The sequence below is a fragment of the Acinetobacter colistiniresistens genome (assembly GCF_024582815.1).
In the GTDB taxonomy this organism is placed as follows: domain Bacteria; phylum Pseudomonadota; class Gammaproteobacteria; order Pseudomonadales; family Moraxellaceae; genus Acinetobacter.
Genome location: NZ_CP102099.1, coordinates 1,579,590 through 1,592,085 on the forward strand (window position 1 = coordinate 1,579,590; position 12,496 = coordinate 1,592,085).

Sequence of the window (12,496 nt, forward strand, 5' to 3'; positions counted from 1 at the left end):
GAGCAACCTCTTAATTTGAAACGCCTGCATCAGTGCAGGCGCTTTTGATCTAATACATAAATGGGGATGAAGTGTTGAACTTCAAGTCCTGCGCTAAACCAATACCATGCATTGCTCTAGCACAAGATTTCCCAAAGATTAGTCGTTTTCCAGGAATGAACGTAAGTGTTCTGAACGAGAAGGGTGACGAAGCTTACGTAATGCTTTCGCTTCAATCTGACGAATACGTTCACGTGTTACGTCAAACTGTTTACCTACTTCCTCTAAAGTATGGTCGGTTGGCATATCAATACCAAAACGCATTTTCAATACTTTCGCTTCACGTTCAGTTAAGTTTTCAAGTACTTCACGAGTCGCTTCTTTTAAGCCTTCTGAGGTCGCAGCATCCACTGGTGAAGTGATGTTTGAGTCCTCAATAAAGTCACCAAGATGCGAATCTTCATCATCACCGATCGGTGTTTCCATCGAAATCGGTTCTTTTGCGATTTTAAGTACTTTACGAACTTTAACTTCGTCCATTTCCAGACGCTCACCTAATTCTTCAGGAGTCGGTTCACGGCCCATTTCTTGAAGAAGTTGACGAGAGACACGATTGATCTTGTTGATGGTCTCAATCATGTGTACTGGAATACGAATAGTACGTGCCTGATCCGCAATCGAACGTGTGATCGCCTGACGAATCCACCAAGTTGCATAGGTCGAGAATTTATAACCACGACGGTATTCAAACTTGTCTACGGCTTTCATCAAACCGATGTTACCTTCTTGAATCAAGTCAAGGAACTGTAAGCCACGGTTGGTATATTTTTTCGCAATCGAAATTACCAAACGTAAGTTCGCTTCAACCATTTCTTTCTTGGCACGGCGAGCTTTTGCTTCACCAACCGCCATACGTTTAGAGATATCTTTGATATCTTTCACGTTCAAACCAAGGTCTTTTTCGATATCGGCAATCTTTTGCTGGAATGCCAACACGTCTGGACGAACTTTTTCCAAATGTGCTTTGGTTTCAGCAGGTGCTTTCGCGATTTGCTCATCTAACCAAGCTGGATTTGATTCTTGCTCAGGGAAGGTGGTACGGAACTGGTTACGGTCCATACGGCCACGACGCACTGCATAACGCATGATTTCACGTTCATTTGAACGGATTTGCTCATGTGTACCACGAATCATTTCTGAAATGATGTCAAATAAACGTGGCGTGAATTTGAACATCATAAATACGGCAGCAAGTGCTTCAAGGGCAGCTTTTGCTTCTTCGCTATTGCGACCATGTTTTGCTACAACAGATTTGGTTTCATTCCAAGCTGCTTCCAATTCAGAGAAGCGAACTTTGGCAACTTCTGGGTCTGGACCTGAATCACCTTCAGAATCATCATCACCTTCAGACTCTTCTTCTTCATCGTCATCATCAAGCTTGACATCTTTGCCTTTAGAAGAAGAACTATCTTCTTCTTCAATTTCAGCTTCTTCTTCAAGAACTTCAGGAATATCTTCGTCAGTTTCTGGGTCTAAATAACCAGAGAGAATATCGGCAAGACGACGCTCGCCAGTTAAAAAGTCATTATATTCTTGTAAAACAACTTCAACAGCATTTGGCCAGTAAGCAATCGAGTGTAAAACGTCACGAATACCTTCTTCGATACGTTTTGCAATGCTAATCTCGCCTTCACGTGTAAGAAGTTCAACCGTACCCATTTCACGCATATACATACGTACAGGGTCTGTGGTACGACCAGGCTCACTTTCAACCGATGCTAATACGGCAGCAGCTTCTTCTTCGGCAACTTCATCCGCTGCTTCAGTTGATTCACCAAACATGGTGTCGTCAGTTTCAGGCGCACGTTCATGCACTGGAATACCAACGTCTTGAAGCATCTGGATGATGTCTTCAATCTGCTCACTTTCCGTAATTGAGTCTGGTAGATGATCGTTAACCTCAGCGTAAGTTAAATAACCTTGTTCTTTGCCTCGGCTAATCAGAGCCGCTACTTGCGAAGTAGGGGAATTCATATCGCTCATCTTTGCTTACTCTTTTGTTGAATCTGTGGCGGTGAAAAACCGTGCATGATAGCACAATTCACGATGAATGTTTTGGATTTGATCCGTTTGCCTTAAATAAAAAATTGATTTGCTTTCACGCTTGTTACTTGAATATGGGGTTAAGTCATATTTTTTCAAGAGCAATTCCTACTTAAAGATTTTTTTTGATTGTTGCCGTTGTTGGATTATAAATACACAAAAAAACTGATGAAAAAAAGTACAAAACACGATTTTATAGCAAAAAAATCAAATAAAACTTGACAAGGGTGCGGAAGACCGATAAATAGCGGCTAGACCCATTTATATTTTTCATTAGAGGTACTTAGTGTCTTCTACAGATTTTGAATTAGATGATGATAACTACGGTGAAGATGATGTTAGTTTTGATGAGTCATCGGGTAAAATCAGCGCCAAAGAATCATTAGAAAAACGTCGTTTGATTGATGAGTTGTTAGCGCAACGTCGCTTAGAACGAGAATTAAAAGATTTTGATTATGATTTCGACGATGATGATCTTGATGACGAAGACTAAGCAAAATTGCTGAGACTTCATGTCTGAAAATGTTATGCTGTTGCCGATGTATTTTTAAAATTGGATGAAAGAATGAGCACGTTAGATTTAGACTTATTAAGTAATTATCTTGACGGTGATCAAAACGAATACGGTCTAGATTTCGCAGCGACTCATGGCTTTTTGTGTGCAATTGCCGTTGGTCCAAAATTTGATCGTTGGTTAGATGAGCTTTTTGAGAGTAATCAAAACAAGCTTCCTGCCGAAGTGCTTGAACAGGTCAAGCTTTGGCTGGAGTCAATTCGTCAGGATTTAGCCAATGAAAATGGAATCGAGTTTCCATTTGAAATCGAAGAAGCAGATGTTGAATCAAGCTTAGGCGATTGGAGTGTTGGTTTTGTTGATGCCATGTTCCTTAATGAGGAAGCGTGGTTTGCGCCTGAATTTGAAGAGCAACTGATCGATTTAACTTTACCGATCATGGTCTTTAGCGGAATTGATGAAGAAGATCCACAAATGGAATCTTTCCGCCGTAATGGCCAGTTGATGGACGAATTGGCAGAAGAAATTCCTGAAAATTTAAATGAACTCTATCTCATGTACCACACGCCAGCGTGATGTGACATGTTGCACTGCGATGAGCACAGTGCATGTATGACCGAACAAGTTAAAGATGAAAACGCCCGAGCAGGGCGTTTTTTTATGCCAATCGTTTGCTGTGATTGTTGCGCTTGAAAGGGAGATTTAAAAATGAGTGAAAAAAAGACCTATGCCTAAAGCACTGAGGATGCAGCCAATGACTCGATTAATACTGACTTGTTGGGCGAGAATTCTGTTGCGAATAAGCGGTGTGGAACAAAACAATGCAACCAAGCAAAACCAAACCAAATGACTGCCAGAGATAAAAACACCATATCCGATTAATGTGTGCAGGTTGTTGCCACTGGTCATCACCTGTGAATAAATGCTCATGACAAACAGTGTGGTTTTGGGGTTGAGGCTGTTGGTGAGGAAACCATGTCTGATGGCCTGCCAGCGCGTGATATCACAGTTGTTTTCGTCAAACAGAATGGGGGGGAGTGTAAAGGTTTTATAACCAATATAGATCAAATAGCCTGCACCGATATATTGAATCAGTTGAATTAAACTGGGGATGTATTGTTGTAAAAAGCTCAGTCCAATCAAGCTATAACTGATATGTACCCAGACACCCATTGCAATACCGTAGGCGGTACACATGCCTAAATGGCGGCCATAGAGATAACTGTTTCGGGTGACAAGGGCAAAGTCTGCACCTGGACTAATAACTGCAAGCAGGGTAACCAAACCCACAGCAATGATTTCATTCACTCATTTATTCCTAAATTGCTTCATTAAAGATTTTTTATATTTTTCATATTCTTGTTATATTTAAAATTGAAGTTAATTCCTGTTATGTATGAGTTTTTGGAATGATTGAGCGATTGTCTTTGAATTCACTTAAGTTTTTTTATTATGTGGCGCGTTATGAAAGTGTCACCATTGCTGCAGAAAAGCTATTTGTGACTCAAAGTGCAGTGAGCAAACAACTTAAAAACTTAGAACAAGTTTTGGGTCTGGTGTTATTTGTGCGCGAAGCCCGAAAATTAAGTTTAACATCGGAGGGTGAAGTCCTGTTTGAATGCTGCCAGCAGGTGTTTCAACAGATTGATCAATGCTTATTGCAATTACAGCAGCACAGCAAAGTACAAAACAACCTGATTCTGTCCTGTGAACCTACACTGGCAATGAAATGGTTGATTCCTCGCTTAGCTCAATTTAAGCGGCTTTATCCAGAGTTCGAAGTCAGCCTGTTAACCGCAGGTGGAGCGGTTGATTTTAAACAACAAGGTATTGACTTGGCTTTAAGACGAGATGATTTTGTTTGGGGGGAGGCTGTTTATAGTGAGAAAATTGCAGATGAACATATGCTCTGTGTCAATTTGAAAAAGAATAAAGAGTCACCTGCGAATATCTTTATTTCAGCATCACGTCCTAAATTGTGGCAGCAGTTTAAAACACGTTACCCAGCGCAATGCAAAGGGATTAAACAAACGTCATTGGAGCATTTTTATTTATGTATTGAGGCCTGTTTGGCTGGGTTAGGGGCGACAGTTGTATCTGCATATCATGTTGAAAGGGAAATAAAATATCAAATATTGGATTGCGTGAGTCCGGTTTATCGAGATGGATCATCATATTTTTTATTATCAGCTGGGGCATTTGAGGAGGATGTGCGTAAATTATTATTTAGAGATTGGCTGAGAGACGAGATGAATAAGAGTCAACAATGGTTTGATCGTGTGAATGATAATAAAACTGAATAATTAAAATATTGCCGCAAGCGTTTTCCTTCTGTTTTTTCCTCCTCAGGGCAGATTAATGATGCCACAGCGGGTAATGCAGATGGAGAGGCTCTGGTTCATGCAACAACCAATCAAAATAAAATAATTTAAAATCACACTTATTGGTTGAAATAAAAAAAGCCATCTTTCGATGGCTTTTTTTATTACTTACAGGCGTTTTCTTTTTGCTGCGGCAATTTGTGACTGACGCATGCGGAAGCCCGCTTTTTGCTTGTCTGAGGTTTTATCAATACAGTAAACACAAGACACGCCATGTTCATAGCTTGGTAATTCTGCTTCAACTTTGGTCAGTGGCCAACCACAAGCATGACACTTGATGTTTTCGCCTTCTTCAACCCCATGGGTCACCGCAGTACGGCCGTCAAACACGAAGCATTCACCTTCCCACATGCTTTCTTCAGCAGGGGTTTCTTCTAGGTATTTTAAAATACCGCCTTTCAGATGATACACCTCGTTAAAGCCTTCCTGAAGCAGGAGTGAGGTTGATTTTTCACAACGGATACCACCCGTACAGAACATCGCAATTTTTTTGTCTTTGTGCTGTTCAAGGTTCTGTTTTACGTATTCTGGGAATTCACGGAAACTTTCAGTTTTCGGATCAACGGCACCTTTGAAGGTCCCTGCTTTATATTCATAGTCATTACGTGTGTCGATCAGAATCACGTCATCACGGCTAATCAGTTCATTCCATTCTTTCGGGTCAAGATAGTGGCCAACCAAATCACGTGGCTTCACTTCTACCCCTAACGTTACAATTTCTTTTTTGAGTTTGATTTTCATTTTACGGAATGGTTTTTCAGAACTCTGAGACTCTTTATATTCCATTGCGTTAAAACCTTCGTTCAGAAGGAATTGATGTACAGTATCAATGGCTGCGCGGTCGCCAGCAACGGTACCGTTAATGCCTTCAGACGCTACAATCAGAGTTCCACATAAATTGATGTTTTTCACTAAGTCGATAAGACGTTGTTGCAGATCCGCTGCATCTGAAACTTCTTTAAATTGATATAGTGCCGCAACAACCCAATTATTGGTCGCTTGCTGTTCTACAGGTGCAAGCTGTTCTACAGTAGCGTTCATGGATAACTCCAAATGTATTAAGATAGAAAAATAAGGCGCACATTTTAGCGCGAAATCGGAAAATAAGCGAGAAAACCATAAAATAAATATGGTTTTAGAGGAGTTGGTTTTGAGTAATGATCGTCGAATCCCATCATTGACCCCATGTGCTGGGCGTTGTTCAACGGTGTTTGGTGATCTGGTCTGCCGTGGCTGTCGCCGCTTTAATCATGAAGTGATTCAGTGGAATGCCTACACCCCAGAGCAGCGCCTAATGGTATGGAAACGCTTAGATGCACAACTGGATCAAATCCTTGTGCCTTTACTGCCATATGCAAATTTACAGCATGTTGAAAGTTTTATTCAAAATAAGCGTATCCGTGTATTAGATAATGCCAGTAATGGACGTAAGCTTTATCATGCCTTAAAAATTTGTGAAAAAAATAAACACTTGGCTCATGATAGTGGTCTGGGGATTGCTGATGCGCAGGTTAAGCCGATTTGGGATGAGTTTGAGCGCCGTGTGCTGGCTTTGGCAAAGGCAAGCTATGAATTGGCTTGGTTACGTGCCGATGGAATTAGTAATACACTACTGCGTGCACTGGAACTGGAAGAAGATGAGATTTAAACAATTTAGTGCTGAAAAAAATTCATGGATAATTAAATAGCGAGATTATATCCGTTTGACTATCTTTATTGGGATGCGGCTATTTTAGTCCGATCAAATAGGCTTGAAAGTCGGAAAGCGCTTGGGTTTCTGGCGAAATACTGAGCGATGATCTGTTGGTCTTTTTCACGAATCAGGCTGATTTTAAAACCATGTGTGGTGCTGCCAGAAGAACGTCCTCTGCTGCGATAGAGTTTTTCAGTAATAAGGTAAGTATGTTGCCCATCACTCAAATGTCGATCAGCTAAAACTTTTAATTGTACAGGCTGCTGAAAACGGTACAGCACTTTCAGTTGCTGATAGAACTCGTCATAGACATAAACCTGTTGCTGATCTGCAAAAAGATAGCTGAAATTTCCGGGATAGGGTTCATTGCTTTGACTGCCCAGCAGTTGTAACTGAGCGGCGTCAACAGGTGTTGTTCCCCAGAATTGATGCTCAGCAAAATCGGGCAGGGGCTGCTCATTTAAATAATAAGCGTGGCCATCGGTTGCTAAATTCAGATTTTGACTAAAACGATTGCTGCCACTCATAATTTGAGTCTGTTTAGCATTAAGCCCCTGAAGCTTTTTATCTTGGTAGTACACAACGCTTTGATCATGAATATATTGGCTGCTATTGGAAAATGCTTGGCTCTGTTGTGGGTTTAAACCGCTTAAAGCATGTGTTTTGTAGTAGACCTGTTGATCATCTTTTGCGTAAAAATAGACCAATGCATTGAAAGTAGGATGCAAGACCGCAGTAAAGTTAGCCGCATTCGCGTTGGCTAAGTGTTTATCTCGAAAGTAGACCTGTTGATCGTCTTTGCTGAAATCATTGCCTAAATAGCTTGTTCGGGCAGAATTTAAGCCAGATAAGATGTGGTCTTGCCAGTAAACATACTGTAGTGTTTTACCGACATTGCTATACAGCTCAGGCGCACGATCAGGAAGGTTATTCAAGGCTAAACCAGTAAACTGATCAGCTTTTACTTGAGGGAGTAAAAATGTCCCTTGACCCTGTTTAAGAATATAAACCCGATTTAGATAGGTTTCAAAATTTGTGCCAGAGATTGCCTGTGTTTGTTGATGGGGGATTTCGACGCTGCCATCGTTAAATTCATGCCAAAGTAGATAGCTCATAAAAAGGCTAAAGCTGACTAAAATACCAAGCGTTAATCCGATTGCAAACCGTCTCTGTTTTCGTTGAAAAGTGTCTAGCGCTTGCTGATCTGCAATGAGGCGAATGATGTCAATATGGGTTTTCTTGTGCAGGCTTGCGCTGCTGATCCGTTGCAACTGGTTTTGTTTCGCTAGAGATTCCAGCTTTTTCCAAAACTTGAAAAAATCACTGTGCTGTTGAGTTAAAGTAGCTGGCCACATCCATGAATTAAAATAAAAATACTGTCGATAGGGTGCGGTTTTGCTCAGAAGACTAAAGCTGTGAATTTGAGCTTGCTGCTGCCGAAGCTGTATTTGAATCAGATCCTGCCAATTGAAAAAAACAGATTGCTTTGCATCATCCAGCGCAATGCCTTGCTGGTATAACTTAAAGGTGATGGAGCGTCTAAAGTACTTCTGATAAAGCTGGTTATACAGGTAAACAATGGCAAGCAATAAGCCGAACATTAAGGCGATATTGAAAAGCTGGGCGAAAAAAGGAATAAACTGATAAAAGTAATACAGGCTTGAATCATAAATAAAGTAAATGAAAACCGCCCAAGTCAGTATGATCATCAATAAAAACAGCGTAAAGAACGCAATTTTCATTTCAAATATGAGTAGGGTGACCTGTATTAAAACAGAGGATTTTTTTATCATCAGCTTAGTGATTGGTTATGCCAAAAATGTTGTTTAAGTTTTATTTGAAGAGCATAACCGATAAAAAGAAAAAAGGATGCATCTGCATCCTTTTTTATCAACGCCAATCGAAATTAACGTTTGATGTCGCGCTGGGTCGAGCCTGTGTAAAGCTGACGTGGGCGACCGATCTTGTAAGGACCACTGTGCATTTCTAACCAGTGGCTGATCCAGCCAACGGTACGTGCAAGTGCGAAGATCACGGTAAACATACCCGTTGGGATACCAATCGCTTTTAAGATGATACCTGAGTAGAAGTCTACGTTCGGGTAAAGCTTACGTTCAACGAAGTACGGGTCGTTCAGTGCAATACGCTCAAGTTCCATTGCAAGTTGCAATTGCGGATCGTTGATGCCTAATGCAGCAAGAACTTCGTCACATGTTTCTTTCATGACTTTTGCACGTGGGTCGAAGTTTTTGTAAACACGGTGACCGAAGCCCATCAGTTTAACTTCTTTACGTTTTACTTTTTCCATGAATTCAGCAACGTTTTCTACGCTACCAATTTCATCTAACATTTTAAGTACGGCTTCGTTTGCACCGCCGTGAGCAGGTCCCCAAAGTGCAGAGATACCAGCAGAGATACATGCATACGGGTTCGCACCAGTAGAACCGGCAAGACGAACTGTAGACGTAGACGCATTTTGTTCATGGTCAGCATGAAGCGTGAAGATACGATCCATTGCACGAGCAAGAACTGGATTTACTTTGTAATCACGGTCAGCAGGCGTAGCAAACATCATGTGTAAGAAGTTTTCTGCATAACCAAGGTCATTACGTGGGTAAATGAATGGTTGACCTACCGTGTACTTGTAGCTCCATGCTGCAAGTGTCGGGATTTTCGCGATTAAACGAATTGCAGTAATTTCGCGGTGATTAACATCTTCGATGTCTAAGCCGTTGTGATAGAACGCAGATAACGCACCAACAACACCAACCATTATAGCCATCGGGTGAGCATCACGACGGAAACCATTGAAGAAACGGCTAACTTGATCGTGAACCATGGTGTGGTTGCGTACTTTCGCATCAAATTCTGCTTTTTGTTCAGCATTTGGAAGCTCGCCATTTAAAAGTAAATAGCAAGTTTCTAAGTAGTCTGCTTGAGTCGCTAATTGATCAATTGGATAACCGCGGTGTAATAACACACCTTTGTCACCATCAATGAATGTGATCTTAGATTCGCAAGCCGCTGTCGCCATAAAACCAGGATCGAAAGTAAAGTGACCAGATGCCAATACATCTTTAACGTCAATTACATCTGGGCCCAATGTGCCGCTGTAAATTGGTAATTCAATTTCTTTGCCATCAAGCTGTAATACGGCTTTTTTGCCAGTTGCTGCAGACATTCAATAGATCTCCTGTCCTGGTGAATGATTATCTGACTCGAAATACTAATCTTGTCATGTGCGAATCAGACGGTGTCAAAATTTGCTATAAGATTAGTGGCTACTAAAATTTTGTCAATTATACTTAGGGATAAAAAATGACGTTGCTACAGTCAATTAGTCATTCAGTATCGAAGAAAAAACTGAGTAAAATCACAGCACCGGTCGAGTATAATATGTCAAATCAAGTTTTAGGTGCATAAAAAAAATGAAGCACCAGTCCAATTGTAAGTAAATTTTTATTTGGCTGGGATGTTGCTGCTTATAAAATAACTACTTATCACGCTTCGCAGCCCTATATGGCTTGTGTTTTGGAGTGAACTGTTCATTCAGAAAGCGATTAAAAACTTTACATGTAGCCTAATAATTGAGGGCTTATAGAGTAATTGGTTGTCTAAAAAATGACTGATTGATTTTGAACAATTGAATCATAAAAATAGATTATTAATTAACCCGAATCGCGGATAAGAAATTGACTTGAAAAATAAGAGGACTAGAGCCATCAGTTGAGTTACCACACCAAACTCACAACTCTAGTCCTGATGTTCAATAGTACCGAATTATTCTGCGTAATTGATGATTTTTTTCTTAAATTTGAATCAACTTATTGGGAGTTTCTCAAACAAAACTGTGGTTCCTTAAGAATCAGAACTGCTCAACTCAAAATTTCAGAAATCTGCTTTATTGCCATTTGGTACAAATGCTCTCATTTCAATAATTTCAAAGCCTTTTTCACCTGGTTAAAAGAAGATAAAAGCCATTTATTTAAGTACTTGCCTTGCTATCAAAGGATGATTCATCTGATCAATATGCACCAATTGGCCCTACACGCTTTACATGTGGCGCTGATGAAAGACCAAACTACACAATATTTATGGATTGATTCAACAACTCTGCCAGTTTGTAAAAATCAACGGATTCAGCGTCATAAATCATTAGTCCAAATTGCATCACGTGGTAGAAGCTCAATGGGCTGGTTTTATGGCTGTAAATTACATATTGCGATGAATCAATTTGGTGAAATTGCCTGTTCTGCTTTATCGAATGGACATGTTGCTGACATAAAAATGGTTGAGCAATTGGTTGCTGGTATAGAAGCAAAACTTTACGGGGATCGAGGTTACATCAGCCAAGAATTAAAAATCAGATTGAAAGATCAAGGTATTGATTTAATTACTTATCATCGAAAGAATATGCAGGCTATTCAACTCTGTGCATCAGATGAATATCACCTAAGACAACGCAATAAGATAGAAACATTATTCAGTTTATTGAAGGGGCAATACAATTTAGTGACGAGTAAAGCACGTAGTATTCATGGATTTCTTGGAGGAATTTATGCCTCGCTATGCGCATATCAATTAACCCATCAAAATAAGCCAACAATTCAAATTAAGGAATCATCGGCTTAAGCAGGATCCGGGTTAATTAATTATATTTACTATATAAATGAGCAGTATTATTTTTGACTATATATAAAGGTCGAAAAATTATGCTGCTAGAATGCGAAAAATGAACTTTTTGTGAAATAACAAGAAAAGAATTTATAAAATAAAAAGTATCTATAAAAAATAGTATTTTATTTTTATCATTACAAAACAATTAGATAGTTATTTTTGATTGGACTTGATGGATTTATCGCTGCTATTATGTGTGTGAATGATTCTTATTTAAAGTTTTTTTCGACTAAAGCGAAAGTTGATTGTTTGTATTTTGATATTTCACGTTTTATAATTCGATGTCGTTTATAGGTTAGGCATGTGCTGTGCTTGCCTAACAATGCCAGCTTTCCTTTGAATTAATTCAAACAAACTCCGGATGGAGTTTCTACCTACAGGATGCCCGCTGTGAAAAGCAACAGACCTGTCAATTTGTCCATGGGTCAGGTGTTAGCGGTAAATTTACGCTCACCCGTGGCTATTGCATCAATTCTACACCGTCTATCAGGTGTAATCGTATTCTTATTAGTCGCAGTTCTTTTATGGATTTTGGATAAATCTTTATCTTCACCAGAAGGATTTGACTACGTTAAAAATGTCGTTTTCGGAAATATCATTGTACGTTTCATCGTATGGGTATTTGTAGCTGGCTTGATTTTCCACTTTATCGCAGGTGTGAAGCATTTACTTGCTGACCTCGGTTTTGCTGAAGAACTTCAAAGCGGTCGTATCGCTGCTACAGTGTCATTGATCTTGTCTGCGATTGGTATCGTCGCAGCATTCGTATGGATTATGTTCTGATGAAAAGTGCTACAGGTTTAACAGGTTCAGGTTCTCGCGATTGGTATATCCAACGTGTCAGTGCTGTAGTGTTAGCTGCATACACTGTGGTTTTGTTTGGCTGGATCCTTTGCAATAGCGGATTTGGTTATGAACAATGGGCGGGCTTTATGCTGACTTTGCCAATGAAGATTTTCTCTTTGTTGGCAGTATTGGCGCTCGTTGCACACGCTTGGATTGGTATGTGGCAAGTCTTTACTGATTATGTAACGACTCGTCAAATGGGTCCTTCAGCTTCAGGTTTACGCCTTGTACTGACTTCTGCTGTCATTATTTCAGTGTTCGTGTACGCAATCTGGGGTATCCAGATTTTCTGGGCAAATTGAT

The 12,496-nt window shown here is 40.1% G+C and carries 12 protein-coding genes; 7 read left to right on the forward strand and 5 right to left on the reverse strand.

Going from position 1 to position 12,496, the window contains the following annotated elements:
- Positions 1–138: 138 nt before the first annotated feature.
- Positions 139–2,022 (reverse strand): RNA polymerase sigma factor RpoD, encoded by a 1,884-nt coding sequence (gene rpoD / locus NQU59_RS07625; RefSeq protein ID WP_005243800.1) that lies wholly within the window; start codon positions 2,020–2,022, stop codon positions 139–141.
- Between the two features lie 346 nt (positions 2,023–2,368).
- Here rpoD and NQU59_RS07630 point away from each other — a divergent pair, with 346 nt between their 5' ends.
- Positions 2,369–2,575, forward strand: coding sequence for a PA3496 family putative envelope integrity protein (locus NQU59_RS07630; RefSeq protein ID WP_005243797.1), 207 nt, complete (start codon positions 2,369–2,371; stop codon positions 2,573–2,575).
- Positions 2,576–2,647: 72 nt separating this feature from the next.
- Positions 2,648–3,172: a YecA/YgfB family protein gene (locus NQU59_RS07635; protein ID WP_005243795.1), complete on the forward strand. Its 525-nt coding sequence runs from the start codon at positions 2,648–2,650 to the stop codon at positions 3,170–3,172.
- A 126-nt stretch (positions 3,173–3,298) separates the two neighbouring features.
- Here NQU59_RS07635 and NQU59_RS07640 read toward each other — a convergent pair whose 3' ends face one another.
- On the reverse strand, positions 3,299–3,904 hold the full coding sequence (locus NQU59_RS07640; protein WP_005243793.1) for a LysE family translocator: 606 nt from the start codon (positions 3,902–3,904) through the stop codon (positions 3,299–3,301).
- Between the two features lie 101 nt (positions 3,905–4,005).
- On the opposite strand from NQU59_RS07640, the gene NQU59_RS07645 reads away from it, so the two are divergent.
- Complete coding sequence (locus NQU59_RS07645; RefSeq protein WP_257065640.1) at positions 4,006–4,899, forward strand: LysR family transcriptional regulator; 894 nt, start codon at positions 4,006–4,008, stop codon at positions 4,897–4,899.
- Positions 4,900–5,085: 186 nt separating this feature from the next.
- Here the strand turns inward: NQU59_RS07645 and trhO are convergent, their stop codons facing one another.
- A complete protein-coding gene (gene trhO, locus NQU59_RS07650; RefSeq protein ID WP_257065642.1) occupies positions 5,086–6,018 on the reverse strand; it encodes an oxygen-dependent tRNA uridine(34) hydroxylase TrhO in 933 nt (310 codons plus the stop codon).
- A gap of 109 nt (positions 6,019–6,127) precedes the next feature.
- Here trhO and NQU59_RS07655 point away from each other — a divergent pair, with 109 nt between their 5' ends.
- On the forward strand, positions 6,128–6,625 hold the full coding sequence (locus NQU59_RS07655; RefSeq protein ID WP_257065644.1) for a DUF1289 domain-containing protein: 498 nt from the start codon (positions 6,128–6,130) through the stop codon (positions 6,623–6,625).
- A 65-nt stretch (positions 6,626–6,690) separates the two neighbouring features.
- Here NQU59_RS07655 and NQU59_RS07660 read toward each other — a convergent pair whose 3' ends face one another.
- Complete coding sequence (locus NQU59_RS07660; protein WP_257065646.1) at positions 6,691–8,463, reverse strand: DKNYY domain-containing protein; 1,773 nt, start codon at positions 8,461–8,463, stop codon at positions 6,691–6,693.
- Positions 8,464–8,576: 113 nt separating this feature from the next.
- Positions 8,577–9,851: a citrate synthase gene (gene gltA, locus NQU59_RS07665; RefSeq protein WP_004652200.1), complete on the reverse strand. Its 1,275-nt coding sequence runs from the start codon at positions 9,849–9,851 to the stop codon at positions 8,577–8,579.
- Positions 9,852–10,432: 581 nt separating this feature from the next.
- Between gltA and NQU59_RS07670 the strand changes: the two genes are divergently transcribed.
- The 3 genes from NQU59_RS07670 (at position 10,433) to sdhD (ending at position 12,495) form a co-directional block, all read left to right on the forward strand.
- A complete protein-coding gene (locus NQU59_RS07670) occupies positions 10,433–11,302 on the forward strand; it encodes an IS982 family transposase (protein WP_161419859.1) in 870 nt (289 codons plus the stop codon).
- A gap of 426 nt (positions 11,303–11,728) precedes the next feature.
- Positions 11,729–12,130, forward strand: a complete 402-nt coding sequence (sdhC, locus tag NQU59_RS07675; protein ID WP_010589984.1) for a succinate dehydrogenase, cytochrome b556 subunit — start codon at positions 11,729–11,731, stop codon at positions 12,128–12,130.
- Positions 12,130–12,495, forward strand: a complete 366-nt coding sequence (gene sdhD / locus NQU59_RS07680; protein WP_005243783.1) for a succinate dehydrogenase, hydrophobic membrane anchor protein — start codon at positions 12,130–12,132, stop codon at positions 12,493–12,495. Before sdhC ends, sdhD begins: the two co-directional genes overlap by 1 nt.
- The last annotated feature ends 1 nt before the right edge of the window (position 12,496 follow it).